The 20,696-nt window shown below is 65.6% G+C and carries 15 protein-coding genes and 1 pseudogene; 10 read left to right on the top strand and 6 right to left on the bottom strand.

Features of this window, described 5'->3' with window-relative positions; all coding sequences use genetic code 11:
• Window positions 1–34 precede the first annotated feature (34 nt).
• The 9 genes from RKP46_RS03165 to RKP46_RS03125 all read left to right on the top strand — a co-directional run bounded on the left by RKP46_RS03165 (window position 35) and on the right by RKP46_RS03125 (window position 9,926).
• The gene (locus tag RKP46_RS03165) at window positions 35–1,246 is read left to right on the top strand and encodes an IscS subfamily cysteine desulfurase (protein ID WP_311105278.1); all 1,212 of its coding nucleotides are present in this window, start codon (window positions 35–37) and stop codon (window positions 1,244–1,246) included.
• Between the two features lie 29 nt (window positions 1,247–1,275).
• Window positions 1,276–1,671 (top strand): Fe-S cluster assembly scaffold IscU, encoded by a 396-nt coding sequence (iscU, locus tag RKP46_RS03160; protein WP_311105277.1) that lies wholly within the window; start codon window positions 1,276–1,278, stop codon window positions 1,669–1,671.
• 37 nt (window positions 1,672–1,708) lie between these two features.
• On the top strand, window positions 1,709–2,032 hold the full coding sequence (gene iscA, locus RKP46_RS03155; RefSeq protein ID WP_300332445.1) for an iron-sulfur cluster assembly protein IscA: 324 nt from the start codon (window positions 1,709–1,711) through the stop codon (window positions 2,030–2,032).
• 47 nt (window positions 2,033–2,079) lie between these two features.
• Entirely contained in the window at window positions 2,080–2,652 is a 573-nt protein-coding gene (gene hscB, locus RKP46_RS03150; RefSeq protein ID WP_311105276.1) for a Fe-S protein assembly co-chaperone HscB, read from the top strand.
• A gap of 68 nt (window positions 2,653–2,720) precedes the next feature.
• Complete coding sequence (gene hscA / locus RKP46_RS03145; RefSeq protein ID WP_311105275.1) at window positions 2,721–4,622, top strand: Fe-S protein assembly chaperone HscA; 1,902 nt, start codon at window positions 2,721–2,723, stop codon at window positions 4,620–4,622.
• Complete coding sequence (gene fdx / locus RKP46_RS03140; RefSeq protein ID WP_311105274.1) at window positions 4,619–4,960, top strand: ISC system 2Fe-2S type ferredoxin; 342 nt, start codon at window positions 4,619–4,621, stop codon at window positions 4,958–4,960. Before hscA ends, fdx begins: the two co-directional genes overlap by 4 nt.
• Entirely contained in the window at window positions 4,957–5,151 is a 195-nt protein-coding gene (gene iscX / locus RKP46_RS03135; protein ID WP_311105273.1) for a Fe-S cluster assembly protein IscX, read from the top strand. The genes fdx and iscX overlap by 4 nt, the downstream gene beginning before the upstream one ends.
• Window positions 5,148–5,537 (top strand): DUF2237 domain-containing protein, encoded by a 390-nt coding sequence (locus RKP46_RS03130; protein WP_311105272.1) that lies wholly within the window; start codon window positions 5,148–5,150, stop codon window positions 5,535–5,537. Before iscX ends, RKP46_RS03130 begins: the two co-directional genes overlap by 4 nt.
• 453 nt (window positions 5,538–5,990) lie before the next feature.
• Window positions 5,991–9,926 carry a transporter substrate-binding domain-containing protein gene (locus RKP46_RS03125; protein WP_311105271.1) on the top strand — a complete coding sequence of 1,312 codons (3,936 nt, stop codon included), beginning with the start codon at window positions 5,991–5,993 and terminating at the stop codon, window positions 9,924–9,926.
• On the opposite strand, the gene RKP46_RS03120 is transcribed toward RKP46_RS03125, so the two are convergent.
• The 5 genes from RKP46_RS03120 to kdpA all read right to left on the bottom strand — a co-directional run bounded on the left by RKP46_RS03120 (window position 9,915) and on the right by kdpA (window position 18,182).
• Window positions 9,915–12,638: an ATP-binding protein gene (locus RKP46_RS03120; protein WP_311105270.1), complete on the bottom strand. Its 2,724-nt coding sequence runs from the start codon at window positions 12,636–12,638 to the stop codon at window positions 9,915–9,917. The two genes, RKP46_RS03125 and RKP46_RS03120, sit on opposite strands and share 12 nt — an antisense overlap.
• A gap of 6 nt (window positions 12,639–12,644) precedes the next feature.
• Window positions 12,645–13,610: a magnesium/cobalt transporter CorA gene (corA, locus tag RKP46_RS03115; RefSeq protein WP_311105269.1), complete on the bottom strand. Its 966-nt coding sequence runs from the start codon at window positions 13,608–13,610 to the stop codon at window positions 12,645–12,647.
• Window positions 13,611–13,727: 117 nt separating this feature from the next.
• A complete protein-coding gene (gene kdpC / locus RKP46_RS03110) occupies window positions 13,728–14,300 on the bottom strand; it encodes a potassium-transporting ATPase subunit KdpC (RefSeq protein ID WP_311105268.1) in 573 nt (190 codons plus the stop codon).
• 11 nt (window positions 14,301–14,311) lie between these two features.
• A complete protein-coding gene (gene kdpB, locus RKP46_RS03105) occupies window positions 14,312–16,378 on the bottom strand; it encodes a potassium-transporting ATPase subunit KdpB (protein ID WP_311105267.1) in 2,067 nt (688 codons plus the stop codon).
• Between the two features lie 19 nt (window positions 16,379–16,397).
• Complete coding sequence (gene kdpA, locus RKP46_RS03100; protein ID WP_311105266.1) at window positions 16,398–18,182, bottom strand: potassium-transporting ATPase subunit KdpA; 1,785 nt, start codon at window positions 18,180–18,182, stop codon at window positions 16,398–16,400.
• 259 nt (window positions 18,183–18,441) lie between these two features.
• On the opposite strand from kdpA, the gene RKP46_RS03095 reads away from it, so the two are divergent.
• Window positions 18,442–19,650 (top strand): MFS transporter, encoded by a 1,209-nt coding sequence (locus RKP46_RS03095; protein WP_300327994.1) that lies wholly within the window; start codon window positions 18,442–18,444, stop codon window positions 19,648–19,650.
• Here the strand turns inward: RKP46_RS03095 and RKP46_RS03090 are convergent.
• A pseudogene (locus RKP46_RS03090) lies at window positions 19,555–20,112 on the bottom strand (Txe/YoeB family addiction module toxin); the annotation flags it as partial. The gene RKP46_RS03095 and the pseudogene RKP46_RS03090 sit on opposite strands and share 96 nt — an antisense overlap.
• Window positions 20,113–20,696 lie beyond the last annotated feature (584 nt).

The raw sequence follows: 20,696 nt of genomic DNA, 5'->3' as shown, positions 1-20,696 counted from the left end.
ACAGGCAAGACGAGCTTGCAGCGGGGAACGAGCCATGCTGAGACTGCCCATCTATCTCGACTACTCGGCGACGACGCCGGTGGACCCGCGGGTTGCTGCCCAGATGGTGCCCTATCTGGTCGAGAAATTCGGCAATCCGGCGTCGCGCTCGCATTCCTTTGGCTGGGAAGCGGAAGCGGCAGTCGAAACGGCGCGCGAAGAGGTCGCCCGGCTGGTCAACGCCGACGCCAAGGAGATCGTCTGGACATCCGGCGCGACAGAATCGAACAATCTGGCGTTGAAGGGTGCGGCGCAGTTCTACGCCGGCAAGGGCAAGCACATCGTGACACTGAAGACCGAGCACAAGGCGGTGCTCGATACCTGCCGCGAGCTCGAGCGACAGGGGTTCAGCGTTACCTATCTCGATGTCCAGGACAACGGCCTGCTCGACCTCGCCGCCTTGACCGCGGCACTGCGGCCGGACACCATTCTGGTATCGGTCATGTTCGTCAATAACGAGATCGGCGTCATCCAGCCGATCGCCGAGATCGGCGAGATCTGCCGCGCGCGCGGAATCCTCCTGCATGTCGATGCGGCGCAGGCGACAGGCAAGCTGCCGATCGATCTGGCGCAGTTGAAAGTCGATCTGATGAGTTTCTCGGCGCACAAGACCTATGGACCGAAGGGGATAGGCGCGCTCTACGTGCGGCGCAAGCCGCGCGTTCGTCTGGCGGCGCAGATGCACGGCGGTGGGCACGAACGCGGTTTTCGTTCGGGCACGCTGCCGACGCACCAGATCGTCGGCATGGGCGAGGCTTTCCGCTTGGCGCGGCTGGAAATGGGCAGCGAGAACGAGCGCATCCGCATGTTGCGTGACCGCCTGCTGGCGGGTCTGTCGGACATCGAGCACGTCTATGTCAATGGCGACCTCGAACAGCGCGTGCCGCACAACCTCAACCTCAGTTTCGCCTACGTCGAAGGCGAGTCGCTGCTGATGGCGGTCAAGGATTTGGCCGTCTCCTCGGGCTCGGCGTGCACTTCGGCCTCGCTCGAGCCGTCCTACGTCCTGCGCGCGCTCGGTCGCGAGGACGAACTGGCGCACAGTTCGATCCGCTTCACACTCGGCCGCTTCACCACCGAAGAAGAAGTGGATTATGCGATCAGCTTGCTACACGCCAAAATCGGCAAGCTGCGCGAACTCTCGCCGTTGTGGGAGATGGTGCAGGAAGGCATTGACCTGAATACGGTGCAATGGGCGGCGCACTGATGCCGCCCGTCGATTGAAGGAGATACAGCATGGCCTACAGTGTGAAAGTGCTCGATCACTACGAGAATCCGCGCAACGTCGGCTCGTTTGCCAAGGACGACGAAGGGGTGGCGACCGGCATGGTTGGCGCACCGGCGTGTGGCGACGTGATGAAGCTGCAAATCAAGGTTGGCAAGGGCGGCGTCATCGAAGACGCCAAGTTCAAGACCTACGGTTGTGGTTCGGCGATTGCCTCGTCTTCGCTGGTCACCGAGTGGGTGAAAGGGAAGACGATCGACCAGGCGCTCGACATCAAGAACACGCAGATCGCCGACGAACTGGCGCTGCCGCCGGTGAAGATTCACTGTTCGATTCTCGCCGAGGACGCGATCAAGGCAGCCGTTGCCGATTACCGGAAGCGGCACGGCGAAGCTGCGGCAGGCTGAGCGAGTTTCTGCAGATGAATGTGAGCAAGGAGTTTTTATGGCAGTGACGCTTTCTGAACGGGCAGCAAGCCACGTTGCCAAGTACATGAAGAAGCGCGGCAAGGGGATAGGCCTGCGGCTCGGTGTGCGGACCAGCGGTTGTTCCGGGATGGCGTACAAGCTCGAGTTCGCCGATGCCGCCCAGCCGGATGACATCGAGTTCGAGTCGCACGGTGTCCGTCTGCTGGTTGATGCGAAGAGTTTGCCCTACCTCGACGGGACCGAGCTCGACTACACGCGCGAAGGGCTCAACGAGGGTTTCCGCTTCAACAACCCGAACGTCAAGGATGCCTGTGGCTGTGGCGAGAGCTTCAATGTCTGAGCGCGTCAGCCGTCTGATCTGCTCAGCGTGTTACGGTTGATCGGGCGATGCCAGCGGCCGCTGCCAGTCGCTTCATGTCGGGGCGTGAGTCACTCGAGCTGACGACCGATTTCTTCGCCTTGTTTGCCCTGCCGCGCCGCTTCCGTTTGGCGGCGGCGCAACTCGACAAGGCGTATGTCGACCTGCAGGCCGAAGTTCACCCGGATCGCTTTGCCGCCGCCGATGACTCCGCCCGACGCTTGGCGATGCAGTGGTCGACGCGCGTCAATGAAGCCTATCAGACGCTGAAGAAGCCTTTGGCGCGGGCGAAGTATTTGCTGCATCTCGCTGGACACGATGTTGCCGACGAGAACAACACGCTGATGCCGGCGGATTTCCTGATCGAGCAACTCGAATGGCGTGAAGCGGTGGCCGAAGCGCGCGCCGTGGGCGACCATCACGAGCTCGAACATATGCATCACCGCCTGCAGCGCGAGCTGTCCGGGCGTTATGACGAACTCGGCGATCTGTTCGACGAGCGCTGCGATTTCGTCGAGGCGGCCGACCGCGTGCGGCGGCTGATGTTCATCGAGAAACTGCTCGTCGACCTTGACGAGGCGCTGGCCGCGTGTGACGAGTAGGCGGTGCGACGAGCCTCGCCAGTGGCCTGCAAGCACCCTCCCGCCAGCCTTCAGGATTTTTCATATTCATGGCTTTACTACAGATAGCGGAACCCGGTGAGTCCGCCGCGCCGCACCGGCATCGGCTGGCAGTCGGCATCGATCTCGGCACGACCAATTCGCTCGTCGCGACGGTACGCAGCGGCCTCTCCGTCGTGCTCAACGACGAACTTGGCCGGCCGCTACTGCCTTCCGTCGTGCGTTACCTGGCTGACGGCAGCAGCGCCGTCGGCTACGAGGCGCAAGCGCAGCAAGCGATCGATCCGCGCAATACGATCGTTTCCGTAAAGCGTTTCATGGGACGCGGAATCAAGGACGTGGCGTACCGCGAGGAGATGCCTTATCGTTTCGACGAGGCGCCTGGCATGCTGCGCCTGCAGACCGTGGCCGGCTTGAAGAGCCCGGTCGAGATCTCGGCAGAAATCCTGCGCACGCTGCGCCTGCGCGCGGAAAGCGCGCTCGGCGGATCGCTCGTCGGTGCGGTGATCACCGTGCCGGCGTACTTCGACGACGCGCAGCGGCAGGCGACCAAGGACGCTGCCAAGCTCGCCGGTCTGCCCGTACTGCGCCTGCTCAACGAACCGACGGCAGCGGCGATCGCCTACGGACTGGACAACGGCGCCGAAGGCGTCTATGCGGTATACGACCTCGGCGGCGGCACATTCGACATCTCGATCCTGCGTCTGGCGCGCGGTGTTTTCGAGGTGCTGGCGACGGGCGGCGATTCGGCGCTGGGCGGCGACGATTTCGACCAGCGCATTTTCTGCTGGATTCTCGAAAGCGCGCAGCTCGCACCGCTGTCGGTCGAAGACGCGCGCATGCTGCTCACGCGCGCGCGCGAAGCCAAGGAGTACCTCAGCTTCCACGGTGTGGCGCCGATCAGCGCGCGGCTGAACAGCGGTGAGACCGTCGATCTGCCGTTGACCACCGAGACCTTCAGCGAGATCACCCGGACCCTGCTCGCCAAGACCTTGCAGCCGGTCAAGAGAGCCTTGCGCGACGCCGGTCTGACGGTCGGCGACATCAAGGGCGTGGTCATGGTCGGTGGCGCGACGCGCATGCCGCAGGTGCAACGCGCGGTTGGCGACTTCTTTCGCCAGGAACCCCTGAACAATCTCGATCCGGAGAAGGTGGTCGCGCTGGGTGCGGCAATGCAGGCCAATCTGCTCGCCGGCAACCGCAGCGCCGGTGACGACTGGTTGCTGCTCGACGTCATCCCGCTTTCGCTCGGTCTGGAGACGATGGGTGGGCTGGTCGAAAAGATCGTTCCGCGCAACTCGACAATTCCAACCGCCCGCGCGCAGGAATTCACCACCTTTCGCGACGGACAGACGGCACTCGCCGTGCACGTCGTACAAGGCGAACGCGAACTGGTTGGCGATTGTCGTTCGCTCGCCCGTTTTGAATTGCGCGGCATTCCGCCACTGGTTGCCGGCGCGGCGCGCATACGCGTCACCTTCCAGGTTGACGCCGACGGTTTGCTCGCGGTAAGCGCGCGCGAGCTTGCTTCGGGGATCGAAACCGGCGTTGTCGTGAAGCCTTCTTACGGCCTGTCGGACGACGAGATTGCCGCGATGCTCAAGGACTCGCTGACGCACGTGAAGGACGATGCGCAGCTACGCGCTTTGCAGGAGGCGCGTGTCGAGGCGCAGCGACTGATCGAAGCCGTAGGTTCGGCGCTCGTCGCCGACGGCGATCTGCTCACCGTCGAGGAACGCGCGCGCATCGAGCACGGCCTGGCCGAGCTGCGCAAAGCCGCGGCCGGCGACAACCGCCGGCAGCTCGTGGTGGCGATGGACGATCTCGAAGCGGAAACGAAGGAGTTTGCCGCCCGGCGAATGGACAGGTCGATCCGACGGGCTTTCGCCGGACGAAACATCAGCGAGCTGGCGAGCGACTTGGCGCTGGCCAGGAGCGGAGAAAACGCGTGACGCAAGTGATCGTCCTGCCGCACGTAGAACTTTGTCCGGACGGCGCGCTGTTCGACGCCCGGCCGGGCGAGTCGATCTGCCAGAATCTGCTCGAAAACGGCGTGGCGATCGAACATGCCTGCGAGATGTCGTGCGCCTGCACAACGTGTCACGTCATTGTGCGTGAGGGCTTTGCCTCGCTCGCGCCGTCGGACGAAGTCGAGGACGACCTGCTCGACAAGGCCTGGGGTCTCGAACCGAACTCACGCCTCTCGTGCCAGGCGCTGGTCGGGCAGACGCCGCTGGTCGTCGAGATCCCGCGCTACTCGATCAACATGGCCAAGGAGGGAAAGCGATGAAATGGACCGACATCAACGAGATCGTCAGCGAACTGGTCGACGCTCATCCAGAGGTCGACCCGATGCGCATCAACTTCGTCGACCTGATGCACTGGGTGCTCGCTCTACCGGGTTTTGACGATCAGCAAAGCCGCTGCGGCGAGAAGATTCTCGAGGCGATCCAGCAAGCCTGGATCGACGAACTGGCATGAAGCCGAGCGATCATGACGGCCGGCAGCGCAATGTCCTTGGCGGTATCCTTGGTTCGTGCAGCGAGAAGCCGCTGACCGGCTACTTTCGCGACGGCTGCTGCAACACCAGCGACGAAGACCTCGGCAGTCATACGGTCTGCATCGTCGCGACGGCCGATTTCCTCGCTTTTTCGCGTGCGCAGGGCAACGACCTGTCGACCCCGCGGCCCGAGTTCGCGTTTCCCGGCCTCAAACCGGGTGATCGCTGGTGCCTCTGCGCGACCCGCTGGCGTGACGCACTGCGTGCCGGCAAGGCGCCGCGCGTCGTTCTCAACGCGAGCAACGAAGCGTGTCTGCTGATCGTCAGCCTGGACGATCTGAAGCGACACGCGATCGATCTCAACTGAAGCTGCGACGAGCGCTGCACCGGCTCGATCAGGGGGAGCGCCGGGCGCACTTCGCGGGTCACCGTGCGCCTGCCGAATGCGTAACTGGCAGGGCTCAAGAACAGCGGATGACCGCCGATAATCAGTTTGGGAGGGCTCGTTTACGGTGCAGTGCAGCAGGGCGGGGTCGACGGCGCTTGCCGTTGCAGCGAGTGTTCCCTCCTGGTCGAGCCTTCTGATAGCCGGTGCATGCTGCGCAGCGCTGCGTTACAGCCTGCCGGGCAAGGCACGAACCAGCAAAAGGGGGAAGCTGCTGTCGCATGCACACAGGAGGGAACAGTTTGGCAGGCTGGACGCCGGGCGGAGCCGGTGTGCAGCGGCCTGCTCTGCGCCGGGTCTCCTCAGCAAGCGTGGGTAATGCCTTCGCCGCGCGTTTACGTTTTGGCGAGTATTTTGCTGGATAGGGGGTGACCGATGTCCATTCGGACGACTTGCTGCCGGCTCGCCCTGCTGCTCGCCATGCTCGCCACTTGCTTCGGGCTGAGCGCGGCGCAGCATGCGACGGCATCCGCATCCGCATCCGCGCCAGTGCCGACCGGCACGCTCGAGCTTAGCCCACAAGAACGTGCGTGGATCGCGGCGCATCCGCGGATCGTGCTCGGCATCGACCAGGACTGGGCGCCGTTCATTCTCAAGAAGAGCGACGGCAGTTTCTCGGGCATCGACGGTGACCTCGTGGCGCAGCTCAACGCAATGCTTGGCACGCGCATTACGTTTGTCACAGGGCGCTGGGCCGGCATGGTGACCAAGCTGAAAAACCGGCAAGTCGATGGCCTTTCCGCCACGGTCGTGCATGCCGAGCGCCGCGCTTACGCCAATTTCAGTCGGCCGTACATGACGCTCTGGAAATATTTCTACGCGCGCCGAGACCATGCGCAGACGATCCGTTCGGTCGACCATCTGGCGGGCAAACGGATTGGCTACCAGGCGGGCAATCTGTTCGAGGAAAAGACGCTGAAGGCGATCCCGAACGTGCGCGCAGTTCCGATGAACAGTTCGCGAGCTGCCTTCTCCGCCGTTCTCGCCGGCAATCTGGACGGCTTTGTCGGTTCGATCATGACCGAGTACCAACTCAGCCGAAGCGAAGCCGCGCGCATCCAGCCGCTTTTTCGCCTGGGTCAGCCGCTCGAGCTGGTCTTCTCTGTCCGTAACGACTGGCCGGAATTGGTCAGCCTGCTCGACAAGGGCATCGCCGCACTCTCGGCAGAGGAGCGGTTGCAGATCAAGGACCGCTATTACCGCGGGATGGACGGGCGCCTGGCGCAAGTGACGATCCGCCTGAGCGACAGCGAGCGCGCCTGGATCGAAGCGCATCCTTCGATCGTGATGGGCATCGACCGAAGCTGGAAGCCGTATGTGATTACCGAGCCCGACGGTCGCGTGAGCGGCATCGAAGCCGATTTCATCGCCCGCATCAATTCCCTTACCGGCCTCCACCTGCAGATCGAGCAGGGTGTCTGGGCGGATATCGTCGAGCGCGCCAAGCGCAAGGAGATCGACGGTCTGCTGAACTCGACTCGACAAAAGGAGCGCGAGCCCTACTTCCTGTTCAGCGACCCGACGTTCCGCGGCTACAAATACATTTTTGTGCGCAAGAACGATGTGGCCGTCTACCGCGATATGGCCTCGCTGGCGGGCAAGCGGGTCGGCTATCAGGCGGGCAATGCGGCTGAGGAAGCGCTGCTGCGCAACTATCCCAGTGTGCTTGCGGTGGCCAAGGCAAGCAACGGCGAACTGCTCGATGCACTGCTCAGAAACCAGATCGACGCCGTAGTCAGCGACGCGCAATTCAGCTACCTGTTGCTCGAGCGCACCGTCGCCGAAGTCGGCGTGGCGGTCGTTCCGCCGGATAGCGAGATTATCCTGCGCTACAGTATTCGCAACGATTGGCCGGAGTTGCAGGCGATCATCAACAAGGCGCTGGCTGCGATCCCCAGCGAAGAACGGCTGGCGATCACCGAGCGCTACATTGGCAAGATCCGGGCCGGAATTCGTTCCGAGCGCCAGGTTGTTCTCACCGACGCCGAGCAGCGCTGGCTGGACGCCAGGCACACGGTGCGCGCGCGGGTCAGCGACTGGCCGCCGTACATGTTCACCCAGCCGACGCCCGCGGGCGCCGCCGTCGACTACCTCGAAGCGGTCGCCAGACGCTTTGGCTTTGCCGTCGAGTTCGTGCCGGATAGCGTGGGCTGGTCCGAGTCTATGCGCGACGTCAAGGAGGAGCGCCGCCATTTCGATGTGTTGCTGACCATGCACCGCTCGTCCGAACGAGAAAAGGACTTTGCCCTCAGCGCAGATTATCTGTACATGCCCTGGGCCATCTTTGCGCGCCGCGACAGTCCCTTCATCAGTGGGCTCGAAAGCCTGCGCGGCAAGACTGTCGCCGCGGAGAAGGGCTATTTCATGACCGGCAAGCTCAAGCGGGAGCATCCCGAGATCAGGCTGATCGAAGTCGATCGATCCGCCGACGCTCTGCGTGCCGTTTCCAGCGAGCGCGCCGATGCCTATGTCGGCAATCTGGTGAATGCGAGTTTTCTGATCAGGGAGCTGGGCCTCGCCAACCTGACCGTCGCTGCGCCGACTGCCTACGGTGACCACACGCAGGCGATGGCGGTACGCAAGGACTGGCCGGAGCTGGCCAGCCTGATCAACAAAGGGATCGCCGCGATGACGCCCGACGAGCGCAACGCGATCATGCTCCGGTGGGACCCGCAAAAGGCCGTCCCGCGCGTCGACTACACGCTGGCCTGGCAGGTCAGCGCGGGGGCGGTGCTGATTCTCGCCGTGTTCCTCTACTGGAACCGCAAGCTGGCGCAGGAGATTGCCCGGCGGCAGCGCATTGAAGCTGAGTTGCGTAGCTCGGAAGTGGAGTTGCGTGCCTCGGAAGCCGAGTTGAAGTCGTCGGAGGCCGAGCTGCGGCGTTCGCGGGACTCTGCGGAAGCCGCCAACCAGGCCAAAAGCATGTTCCTCGCCAGCATGTCGCACGAACTGCGCACACCGCTCAACGCCATTCTTGGCTTTTCCGAAATGCTCGCCCGCGAGCGCAACGCGAGTGAGGATCAGAAGCAGAAACTGGGCATCATCCATCGGAGCGGTGCGCACCTCTTGTCGATGATCGAGGACATTCTCGACCTGTCGAAAGTCGAGGCGGGCAAGACCGAGGTGCTGAGCGAGCCGTTCGATCTGCCGGCCTTGCTCGAGGACATCGGCCAGATGATTCGCAGCCGGGCGGAGAAGCGCGGTATCACCTTCAGCCTGGATATGGCGCGCGACACCGCCCGTTTCGTCGTTGCCGACGCCGGCAAGCTGCGCCAGATCCTGATCAACCTGTTGGGGAATGCGGTGAAGTTCACCGGCGAGGGCGGTGTCATCCTGCGCGCGCGGACGCGCCGCGAAGAACAGCAGCTTTGGCTCGATCTGGAGGTGGAAGACACCGGTCGCGGAATTCCCAGCCAAGCGCTGGAGGCGATCTTCGAACCCTTCACCCATGGGCAGCTTGCCGACGGCGTCGGTGCCGGTCTGGGGCTGGCGCTCAGCCGTTCGTTCGTGCGCATGATGGGCGGGCGGATCGGGGTGGTGAGCACGCCCGCCCAGGGGAGCGTTTTCCGGGTCGTGCTGCCCGTACAACTGGCCTCGGCCGAAGCTGTGGTTGCCCCTGTTGCGGGGTACGTCCACGATGTGATCGGGCTCGCCGAGGGGCAGCCAACGCCGCGCATTCTGGTCGTCCAGGAGGCCTCCGACAGCCGCTTGTTGACCACCGGTCTGCTGACGCAGGCCGATTTTGCCGTCAGCGCAGCGGCGAATGACGCAGAGGCGCTCAGCCAGTTCCAATCCTGGCAGCCTGACCTCATCCTGGTCCACGTACGCTTGCCGGCCAACGACGCATGCGCGCTGACCCGGCAGATTCGCACGCTGCCCGGCGGTGCGACGGTGAAGATCGTCGCGCTCATCGCGGGCGACTTCAAAGAGCAGCGAGCTGCCCTTCTGGCTTCCGGCTGCGACGCCATTCTCTGCCGACCGGCTCGCGCGCAAGACATCTTCGCGACGCTCGGGTGCCTGCTCGGTCTGCACTACCGCCTTGCCGGGGCTGGCGATGCGCTGGCGGAGCCGGAAGCGCAAGTTCCTGCCGTGCGGTTCAGGTCGCTGCCGGAGTCTCTGCGCCAGGCGTTGCGCGCGGCAGCGACCGAACTCGACGTGCGCGAGATGGAAGCGGTGATCGAGGAAATTCACAGCCTCGATGCCGAGATCGCTGCCGGTCTGAAAGGGCTTGCCGATAACTATCGCTTCAGCGAGATTCTCGCGCTGTGCGAAGCGCCCGACGACGGCATGGCCGCGGCGTCAGCCGGATGACGTCTGGCGCGGCCGTTCAGAGGTGGTGGCTGTCGGCGCTGACGGATTGCCTCTGGGCAAGGTGAAGATGAAACGGGCGCCGCCGTTCGGGCGGTTCTCGGCGCGTATTTCTCCACCGTGCGCGTCGACGATGGCCCGGCAGATGGCCAGTCCCAGGCCGACCCCAGGGCTGGCGTCAGCCGGCCGGCCGCGTTCGAACTTCTTGAAGATGATCTCCTCACGGCCTTGCGGCAGGCCCGGTCCGTTGTCCGCCACCCAGACGGCGATGCTCGCCTCGCCGACCTGCGCGCCGACTTCGACCGAACTGCCGGCCGGCGTGAATTTCACCGTGTTTTCCAGCAGGTTGTAGACCACTCGTTCGAGCAGCACGGGATCGACGTCAACCAGCGGCAGGTGGTCGTCGAGCACGACCTTGGTCCGGTGCTCGGCCAGGGCCCGCTGCAAGGTGTGCAGAGCGCCGTTGACCACTTTGTCGAGCGGCAGCCATTGCCGGTTCAGTTGTACTGCGCCGGATTGCAGGCGGGACATTTCTAGCAGATTGTTGACCTGGCGGCTGATCCGCAGCACCTCCTCCTGCAGCGCGCGCGCGATCCTGGCCTGCTCGTCGGCTGGCGGCGGTGGGCTGCGCGCGATTGCCTCGGCGAGGTCGACGAGGACGCCAAGCGGCGTGCGGAGGTCGTTTGAAATCGCCGCCAGTAGCGAGTTGCGCAGGCGTTCGGATTCCACCTGCACGGTCGTTGCCTGCGCGATGGCGACGTAGTGAACGCGCTCCAGGGCAATCGCGATCAGTGAGGCAAAAGTGTCGAGCAGGCGCCGCTGTTCCGGGATGAGCAGGCGGTCGGCGTCCGTCACTTCCAGCGCGAGCACGCCGCGCACGCGCATTGGCGCCTTCAGTGGCAGGTAGAGCAGCGGACTGCCGACCAGCGTATGGCTGCCCGGCCCGGCCGCCTCCTGGTGCTCGAGCGCCCACTGGGCGATCCCCATGTCGAGTGCCGGCAGACCCTCGGCCGTGGGTCGTGCTGCCTGCAGACGGTCCTTGTCGTCGGTGAGCAGGAAGGCCGCCCGGGCGCCGAACTCGGCGACGATGAAACGCTCGCCGATGCTGGCGATGTCTTCTGGCAGCAGCGCGGCCGAAAGGTCGCGCGACATCTGGTAGAGCGCACGAATGCGCCGCTCGCGGCGCGTCGCGACCTTCGCCTGATAACGCGAATTGGCCGTGAACTGGCCGGCGATCAGGCCAACCACGAGCATCACGGCAAAGCTCACCGCGTAGGGCAGATCGCCACTGGCGAGGACAGGGGGCGCTCGGCCGACGAACAGGGCAAGCAGCGCGGCGGCGAGAAGGGCGGCGAGAAGGGCGGGTCCGTGTCCTTCGCGGGTGCCGACGAGGACGACGCCGAGCAGCAGAACGAGTCCGCTGCCTGGCAGGCCGGCGAGTGGCAGCAGCAGCGCGCCCGCCACGCCGCTCAGAGCGCAGATCGCCGCCGCTTGAGCGTACGACGGCCATTCGTCGCGCGCACTGGGCCGACGCTGGCGATCCTCGGTGGCAGCGCGGCGCCGTGCGTTCTCGGCAGTACTGCCGGCGACCTGGATGATATCCACCTCGGGCGCCGCTTGTCCGAGGCGCTCGGCCAACGAGCGATACGGTGGGCGCCAGCGGCGAGCCGGAGCACGACCGACGACGATCTTCGCCAGGTTGTGCGTGCGGGCATAGTCGACCACCGCGGCGGCCGCCTCGCTGCCGGCCAGCACGGCGGTCGACGCGCCCAGTTCCTCGGCCAGCTTGAGCAGGCGGAGGACGCGGTGACGCTCGCTGTCGGAAAGGCGCTGCAACGCCGGCGTTTCGACGTAGACGGCGTGCCAGGGCGCTTCCAGGCGGCTGGCGATGCGTGCGGTGGTGCGCACGATGCGTTCGCCCGCGCCACCGGTGCCGACGCAGGCGAGCAGCGAGTCGCGCGTCTGCCAGACCGGCGCAACCGCTTGCTCGCGCCGGTACTGCAGCATTTCGTCGTCCACCCGGTCTGCCGTACGGCGCAGCGCCAGCTCGCGCAGCGCGATCAGGTTGCCCTTGCGGAAGAAGTTGCGGATCGCCCGTTCTGCCTGATGGGGCAGATATACCTTGCCGGCCTGCAGGCGCTGCAGCAACTCGTCCGGCGGCAGGTCGACGAGAACCACTTCGTCGGCCGAATCGAAGACCTTGTCGGGGACCGTCTCCCAGACCCGGATGCCGGTAATCCCGCTGATCACGTCGTTCAGACTCTCCAGGTGCTGAACATTCACTGTCGAATAGACATCGATCCCCGCCGCCAGCAGCTCGTCGATATCCTGCCAGCGCTTCGCATGGCGCGAGCCGGCGACGTTCGAGTGCGCCAGTTCATCCATCAGAATCAGCTCCGGCCGGCGTTTCAGCGCGCCGTCCAGATCGAACTCGCGGAGCACGCGGTGGCGATGCACGAGCTCGCGCGCGGGCAGCGCCGGCAGGCCGTCGGCCATGCGCTGCGTTTCCGCCCGGCCATGCGTCTCGACGCTGCCGATCACCACATCGACGCCTTTTGCCGCCTGTTGGCGGGCTTCGCCGAGCATGGCGCAGGTCTTGCCGACGCCGGCCGAGGCGCCGAAGAAGATCTTCAGTTTGCCCCGCCGGGCGCGTGCTTCCTCGGCGTGTACCCGGTCAAGCAGTCGATCCGGGTCGGGGCGCTGGTCGGCAGTCATCGCGCGTCACAACCAGCCGGCACGGCGGAAGCGAAGATAGAGCACGACGCAGGTTGCCGCGATCACCGACAGCGCCATCGGGTAGCCGTACTCCCATTGCAGTTCCGGCATCGCCTTGAAATTCATTCCCCAGATGCCGGCAAACGCGGCCGCCATCGCGAAGATGCCGGCCCAGGCAGCGAGCTTCTTGTTTACCTCGCTTTCCTCGATCGTCACCATCGACAGGTTGACCTGGATGGCGGTGGCGATCGTCTCCCGGATCGTATCGACGGCCGCGTTGATCCGCGCCAGATGGTCGTACACGTCGCGGAAGTAGTCTCGGCTGCGGCTGCAAATCTCCGGCGCTAGGCCACCGCAGAGGCGGCCGGTCGCCTCGATCATCGGCTCGACGGCGTGCTTCAGAAAGCGTGTCTGGCGCTTCAGTTCGTACAGTCGTTTGACGTTGCTGCGTGCGGCGCCCTTGGCAAAGATCTGCTCCTCGATGTCTTCCAGCGCCGATTCGAGTTGATCGATGATCGGGAAATACTGGTCGACGACGGCATCCATCAAGGCGTAAAGGATGAATCCCGAGCCCTGCCGAAGCAGGTGCGGCTCGCGCTCGCAACGTTCGCGCACGCCGGAAAAGTCGTGCGTGCTACGGTTGCGCACCGAGAGGACGTAGTTGCGGCCGACGAAGACATTGATTTCGCCGACGGCCACCTCACCTTGCTGCTCACCGAGCAGATGCATCACGGCGAAAACCGAGTCGCCGTACTCCTCGATCTTCGGCCGCTGATGGCCGTGATGCGCGTCCTCGACGGCCAGTTCGTGCAGCGCGAACTCCTCCTGCATCGCCGCCATTTCTCCCGGCGTTGCATCGCACAAGGCAACCCAGACGAGGCAATCGGGCCGCGCGAGGTAATCGCTGATCGCGGCGACCGGGATCTCGGCCAGGCGAACGCCGTTCTGATAGGCAGTACAGTTGATCAGCATGGTTCAACCCCGTTCAGCTTGTCGACAACGCGTATGTAGCGCCATTTTGACGACCTCGGCAAGCCCTCGTCAGCGTGTTTAGCCGGGGGCGCCAGCATCGGCTGGACGCCTGGTCGTTCAAGGCAGCGCGTCGAGAGCGATGTTGAGCAGCAGAACATTGACCCGCGGCTCGCCGAAAACGCCCCATTGCCGGCCCTCGGTGTGCGCGGCGACCAGCGCGCTGACCTGGGCCGGCGGCAGGCGGCGCTGACGGGCGACGCGCTCCACCTGATAGGCCGCCGCCTGCGGGCTGATGTGCGGGTCGAGGCCGCTCGCCGAAGCGGTCACCAGATCGACCGGGATGCGCTGCAGCTTGCCGGGATCGGCCGCCTGCAGGGCCGCGATGCGCTGCCTGACCGCTTCGCTCAGCGCCGGATTGAGCGGGCCGAGATTGGAACCGCCGGAGGCCGCGGCGTCATAGGGCCGGGTTGGTGTCGCCGAAGGGCGGCCCCAGAAATACGCCGGATCGGTGAAGTGTTGTCCGATCAGGCGCGAACCCACGCTCCTCCGGTCAACGACGAGCAGGCTGCCGGCGGTCTCTTCGGCAAACAGCAGCCGCCCGATGCCGGCAACTGCAAGCGGATAGGCGATGCCGGTAAGCACGCTGAGCCCGATGAACAGGCTGATCGCCGGACGCAGCAAGCCGCTCACCTGCGTTCTCCTCAAGTCAGTCCGCACAGCGTCAGCACCAGGTCGATCAGCTTGATGCCGATGAACGGGACGACGACGCCGCCCAGACCGTAGATCGCCAGGTTGCGGCGCAACATCTGCGCGGCGCCGAGCGGGCGGTAAGCGACGCCCTGCAGCGCGAGCGGAATCAGACAGACGATGATCAGGGCATTGAAAATCACCGCCGACAGGATTGCCGAGGCCGGACTGCTCAGACGCATGACGTTGAGCGCAGCGAGCTGCGGGCAGGTGGTGACGAGCGTAGCGGGAACGATGGCAAAGTACTTGGCGATGTCGTTGGCCAGGCTGAAAGTGGTCAGCGCGCCGCGCGTCATCAGCATCTGCTTGCCGGTCTCGACGACCTCGATCAGCTTGGTCGGATTGGAATCGAGATCGACCATGTTGCCCGCCTCCTTGGCCGCCTGCGTGCCGCTGTTCATGGCAACGGCGACATCGGCCTGGGCGAGTGCCGGCGCGTCGTTGACGCCGTCGCCGGTCATCGCGACCAGGTGGCCTTCGGCCTGATACTGGCGAATCAGCGCCAGCTTGGCTTCCGGCGTGGCTTCCGGGAGAAAGTCGTCGACGCCTGCCTCGGCAGCGATCGCGGCCGCCGTCACCCGGTTGTCGCCGGTCACCATGACCGTCTTGATTCCCATCCTGCGCAACTGTGCGAAGCGCTCCCGGATGCCGCCCTTGATGATGTCCTTCAGCTCGACGACGCCGAGCACGCGCCGGCCGTCGGCAACCACCAGCGGCGTGCTGCCGCGCCGCGCGACCTCGTCGACCTGGCGGGCGACCGACTGCGGAAAGTTGCCGCCCAGGCGGTCGACGTGCTGGCGGATCGCGTCGGCCGCACCCTTGCGCACCTGGCGATCGCCCAGGTCGACGCCGCTCATCCGGGTATGCGCCGAAAAGCGTAGCAAGCGCGCGTCCAGCGCCTGCATGTCGCGCCGACGCAACTGGAAGCGCTGTTTGGCGAGGACGACGATGCTGCGGCCCTCGGGCGTTTCGTCGGCGAGCGAGGCGAGTTGCGCGGCGTCGGCGAGTTCGTCCTCGCGCACCCCGTCGGCGGCCAGGAAGGCGGCGGCCTGCCGGTTGCCCAGCGTGATCGTCCCCGTCTTGTCCATCAGCAGGACGTCGACATCGCCCGCGGCTTCCACCGCGCGTCCGGACGTGGCGATGACCTTGGCCTGCAGCATGCGGCTCATGCCGGCGACCCCGATGGCCGAGAGCAGGCCGGCGATCGTCGTCGGAATCAGGCAGACGAGGAGCGCGACGAGCACCGTCAGGCTGACCGGAGTGCCGCTGCCGGCAGCGGCGACGCTGAACAGCGAGAAAGGGAGCAGCGTCACGACGACGCCGAGAAAAACGACGGTCAAGGCGACAAGCAGGATATTGAGGGCGACTTCGTTGGGCGTCTTCTGCCGCTTGCCGCTTTCCACCATGGCAATCATCCGGTCGACGAAGGTTTCGCCGGGATCGACGCTCACCCGGACGACGATCCAGTCGGACAGTACGCGGGTTCCGCCGGTGACGGAGGAGAAGTCGCCGCCCGATTCGCGAATCACCGGCGCCGATTCGCCGGTGATCGCCGATTCGTCGACCGAGGCGATACCCTCGATCACCTCGCCATCGGCCGGAATCGTCTCCTGCGCCTCGACCAGGACGACATCGCCCTGGCGCAGATCGCTTGCCAGTACGCGGCTCACCTCGCCACCATGGCGCGCCTCGTGCAGCTTCTTCGCCCAGGTCTCCTTGTGCACCGCGCGCAACGAGGCCGCCTGCGCCTTGCTGCGGCCCTCGGCGAGCGCTTCGGCGAAATTGGCGAAAAGCACTGTGAACCACAGCCAGATGGCGATGGCCACGATGAAACCGGCCGGCGGCTCGCTTTCTGCGCCCCAGGCGCGCCAGGCAAGGACGGTGGTCAGGAGGCTGCCGAGGTAGACGACCAGCATCACCGGGTTGCGCCACTGTCGCGCCGGATTCAGCTTCCTGAAGGCGCTGGCGATCGCCGGCACGGCGAGTACCGGGTCGAAGAGGGCGAAGGTCTGGCGGGGCAACTCGCTTCTCCTGCCTGTTTCACTCGGCTGCCCGCAGCAGCAGGTGTTCGGCCAGCGGGCCGAGGGCAAGCGCCGGGACGTAGTTGAGCAGGCCGACGAGGAGCACCGTGGCGCTGAGCAGCGCGACGAACAGCGGCCCCTGCGTGGGCAGCGTGCCGGCACCGGCGGCGAGGCGCTGCTTGGCGGCGAGCGATCCGGCGATGGCGAGCACCGGGCCGATCACGCCGCAGCGGCCGAACAGCATGACGGCGGCGAGTGTCAGGTTGTAGAACGGCGTGTTGGCGGACAGGCCGGCGAAAGCGCTGCCGTTGTTGTTGGCCGCCGAGGTAAAGGCGTAGAGGATCTCCGAGAAGCCATGCGCGCCCGGATTGCCAATCCCGGCGCGCCCGGCGGCGAGCAGCACGGCGATCGCCGTTCCGCCGAGGACGAGCAGCGGAGTGAGCACGACGGCAATCGAACTCAACCACATTTCGCGCGCCTCGATCTTCTTGCCCAGGTATTCCGGCGTGCGGCCGATCATCAGGCCGGCGACGAAGACGGCCAGAATGGCGAACAGCAGCATGCCGTAGAGGCCGCTGCCGACGCCGCCGAAAACGACTTCGCCAAGCTGCATGTCGATCAGCAGGATCATTCCGCCGAGCGGCGTGAACGAGTCGTGCATCGCGTTGACCGCGCCACACGCGGCGAGCGTGCTGATCGTCGCGAACAGCGCGGAATCGGCAATGCCGAAACGCAGCTCCTTACCCTCCATGTTGCCGCCAACCGGATCGACGCCGAGTCGCGTGAGGAGCGGATTTGCCTGCGCTTCGAAGTGCATCGCGGCGATCGCCAGGATGACGAAGATCAGTCCCATCGCCGCGAGCAGCGTCCAGCCCTGACGCAGGTCGCCGACCATGCGCCCGAAAGTCAGACAGAGCGCGGCCGGGATCAGAAAGATCGACAACATCTGCACGAAATTGGTTAGCGGCGTCGGGTTTGCGTAGGGATGCGCCGAGTTGGCCTGCATGAAGCCGCCGCCGTTGCTGCCGAGCAGCTTGATCGCTTCCTGCGTCGCCAGCGGACCCATCGCCAGTCGCTGAGCTGACGCGCCGGCCGCCGGAGGGGCGGCGGCGTCCGGCGGCGTGTTCGGCGTCGCCTCGGCGGTTTGGCCAAGGTCGAGCGGCCGGCCAGAACGGCTGCCTTGCAGCGTCGTCACCTCGTGCTGGCCGACGAAATTCTGCACCACACCCTGACTGTTCAGGAAGATCGCCTCGACGAATGCCAGCGGCAGCAGCACATACAGAATGATCCGCGTCAGATCGACCCAGGCGTTGCCGAGCGTTGTCGCGCGTTGGCGGGCAAAGCCGCGGATCAGCGCGATCGCGACGACGATGCCGGTCGCCGCCGAGAGGAAGTTCTGCACGCACAGAGCGAGCATCTGGCTCAGATGGCTGAGCGTGCTTTCGCCACCGTAAGCCTGCCAGTTGGTGTTGGTGGCGAAGCTGATGGCCGTATTGAAAGCGGTATCCGGGCGCACATCGGGCAAAGCCAGCGGATTGAGCGGCAACTCCGCCTGCAGCCTCTGCACGGCATACACGCTGAGCACGCCGAGCAGGTTGAAGAGCAGCAGCGCGCTGGCGTAACGCAGCCAGCTCATTTCCTCTGCGGGGCGAATCCCGCACACGCGGTAGAGCGCCGCCTCGAAGCGGCCAGCGAAGCGGCAGCGGCCTTCCATCACGTTGGCGATGTGGATCCCCAGGGGTTTGGCGGTCGGCAGCAGCACGGCAAGAAACACTCCGAGCAGAATCCACGCATGACTGCTCATGAAAAACTCTCCGGTTGGGGCAGGGCGGCGAGCGACTGGACCAGCGGGCGCTCGCCGCACGCCGGCCGGCAAGCAGCGACCAGTGTATTGCGCTTCGGTACGTCGGGACAGCCCCGGGCAAGAAAACCTTGCCCGCGGACCACCCGGCGAGCGCTGCTCGCTGTCGTGCGCCCGGTGCCTGGGAATCGGTCGCGCGGTTGGCAAACTGACCTACAATCCGACGTTTCCGCAAACTCGCAGAAGGGTGCCGCCAGTGCAGATGTTCCGCTCGCTCAACCAACCCGGGCTATGGGCGATCGCGCTCGCGGCGGCGGGAATCCTGATGGTCACCATGGGCGCCAGGCAATCGCTCGGCCTCTTTCTCTCACCGCTGAACACCGCAACCGGGCTCGGCGTCGCCTCGATCAGCCTGGCAATGGCCGTCGGCCAGTTCACCTGGGGCGCCGTGCAGCCGCTCGCCGGTGCCGCGGCTGACCGCTGGGGACCGGGTCGGGTGCTCGTCGCCGGCTTGTTGCTGCTCGCTCTGGGCAGCGCGCTGACGCCGCTGATGAGCAGCACCTGGGGCCTGATCGTCTCGCTCGGCCTGCTCTCGGCGATCGGTTCGGGCGCCGGCAGTTTCTCGGTTCTCTTCAGCGCCTCCAGTCAGCGCCTGCCGCTCGCAGCACGTGCCGGAGCGTCCGGCGTGATCAACGCCGGCGGGTCTTTTGGCCAGTTCGTTTTCGCGCCGCTGCTGCAGGCACTGATCCAGTTCATCGGCTGGATGGGCGCCTTGTGGTCGCTGGCGGCGATCACGCTGGCCGCGCTGCCGCTGGTCGGCGTCCTCGCCCGCCCGGTCGACCCGGCTGTCCCGCGCGCGCCGGACGGCGACGGGCTGTGGCACAGCCTCTGCACGGCGACCGCCGATCGCAGCTACCAACTGCTCAACCTCGGCTTCTTCACCTGTGGCTTCCACATTGCCTTTCTGGTCACCCACCTGCCCGGCGAAGTCGACCTTTGTGGTCTGCCGTCGTCGGTGGCCAGTTGGTCGCTGGGCATCATCGGCCTGTCGAACATCGCCGGCAGCCTCTACGCCGGCGCCTGCGTTGCCCGCTACCGCAGCAAGTACGTCCTGTTCTGGATGTACAGCTCGCGCGCGCTGATGGTGGCCATATACCTGCTGGCGCCGAAAACCGATCTGACCTTCTACATTTTCGCTGCCGGGCTCGGCTTCACCTGGCTGGCGACGGTGCCACCGACGGCGGCGATCGTCGGCAAGCTGTTTGGCGTGCGTTACCTCGGAACACTGTTCGGCGTCACGCTGCTCTCGCACCAGATCGGCGGATTCTTCGGCGCGTATCTGGGCGGGCTGGCGCTCACCCGTTACGGCGATTACTCATGGATGTGGTACGCCGACATCGTTCTCGCGACGGCAGCCGGCTTGAGCAATCTGCCGATCCGCGAAGCAGTACCGGCGCGCGCCGCCGCCTGAGCGCTGGTCAAGCTTTCGCTTTCGCGGTGACCGCGGCGCAACGGCTGGCCACGCGACGCGGAGCGCGGAACGCGGAATAGGGGGAAAGCGGAAAGCTCGGCGCTTGGCCCGGAAAGCGAGACGGCCGACCCGCCCCTTGCGCGCCAACACACGTTTCAGAACCCGCGGGGTCTGCCCACGAGGTGTCAGTCGCACCGGCCAACGAGCCGGCTTCGGACGACAAGGTATGCTGGCCTGCGCGGAGGCGTCGACGATCACTTGCGTGTCTCGGTAATCGAAGCGCAACTGGGCGATTTCGAGTTCGTCACTGCCAACTCGATAGACCATTCGGTGCGCCTTCGTGAATCGGCGTGACCAGCATCCTGAGACGGCGTGTCGTAGCGGGTCCGGCTTGCCAACTCCACCGAACAAGTGTTGCCGGGTCTGGCAGACAAGCGCGTCGATTCGCCCAGACATTTTCCTGTTGCGCCTCTGACGCCGCGGCGCGTGGGGCGCCGACTGGGCGACGTTTCGCCCGCCGCCCCCGGGCCGTCGAAAAGTGGTCGTCGCCCGTGCTCATCCGAGAACTCGCTTGTCCTGTCGCCGCTCGGGTCGGTGCTGACGTGGGCTCTGGTCGCGCGCAGCCGTCATGCCGAGCCGCCAGGTGAGGGCGCGCGGACCCCTTGCCGTCGGCGCTCCGTCAGGCACTGGCGCGCCCGGCGCAACGGCCAACCGCTAGCGAGCCTGTACCGAGCGTCGAACGCGACCCTCTGCATGTCGAGGCCAGCGGCGTGGTAGCTGCCCGCGTCGTGGCCACCGGCGTCGCGGCGTTCGCCGCCGGCATAGCCCTCGCGCGCTCGCGCGCAGCGACGGCGGGCTCGACCATGCCCTTGGCGAGGGATGCGCCGTTGCCGATTTCAGTGGCCACCTCGCCGATTTGGCCTTCGTCGTCGAATCAGCGCTGAAGGGTCAGCGCCTCAGCCGGCCGTTGCGCGAAGCTCTGGTGGACTCGTGTTGCAAGCGCACCAGTTCCGACCAGCGCCGCCGACGCGCGGGACGACCGCTCT

This window comes from Accumulibacter sp. (genome assembly GCF_031732815.1).
Lineage (GTDB): Bacteria > Pseudomonadota > Gammaproteobacteria > Burkholderiales > Rhodocyclaceae > Accumulibacter.
The sequence above is the reverse complement of the archived record's forward strand: the minus strand, read 5'-3'. Positions and strand labels throughout refer to the sequence as shown.

Coding starts and splice junctions, on each gene's coding strand:
- RKP46_RS03165 (WP_311105278.1), top strand. CDS start 35: ATGCTGAGACTGCCCATCTATCTCGACTACTCGGCGACGACGCCGGTG.
- iscU (WP_311105277.1), top strand. CDS start 1,276: ATGGCCTACAGTGTGAAAGTGCTCGATCACTACGAGAATCCGCGCAAC.
- iscA (WP_300332445.1), top strand. CDS start 1,709: ATGGCAGTGACGCTTTCTGAACGGGCAGCAAGCCACGTTGCCAAGTAC.
- hscB (WP_311105276.1), top strand. CDS start 2,080: ATGCCAGCGGCCGCTGCCAGTCGCTTCATGTCGGGGCGTGAGTCACTC.
- hscA (WP_311105275.1), top strand. CDS start 2,721: ATGGCTTTACTACAGATAGCGGAACCCGGTGAGTCCGCCGCGCCGCAC.
- iscX (WP_311105273.1), top strand. CDS start 4,957: ATGAAATGGACCGACATCAACGAGATCGTCAGCGAACTGGTCGACGCT.
- RKP46_RS03130 (WP_311105272.1), top strand. CDS start 5,148: ATGAAGCCGAGCGATCATGACGGCCGGCAGCGCAATGTCCTTGGCGGT.
- RKP46_RS03125 (WP_311105271.1), top strand. CDS start 5,991: ATGTCCATTCGGACGACTTGCTGCCGGCTCGCCCTGCTGCTCGCCATG.
- RKP46_RS03120 (WP_311105270.1), bottom strand. CDS start 12,638: ATGACTGCCGACCAGCGCCCCGACCCGGATCGACTGCTTGACCGGGTA.
- corA (WP_311105269.1), bottom strand. CDS start 13,610: ATGCTGATCAACTGTACTGCCTATCAGAACGGCGTTCGCCTGGCCGAG.
- kdpA (WP_311105266.1), bottom strand. CDS start 18,182: ATGAGCAGTCATGCGTGGATTCTGCTCGGAGTGTTTCTTGCCGTGCTG.
- RKP46_RS03095 (WP_300327994.1), top strand. CDS start 18,442: ATGTTCCGCTCGCTCAACCAACCCGGGCTATGGGCGATCGCGCTCGCG.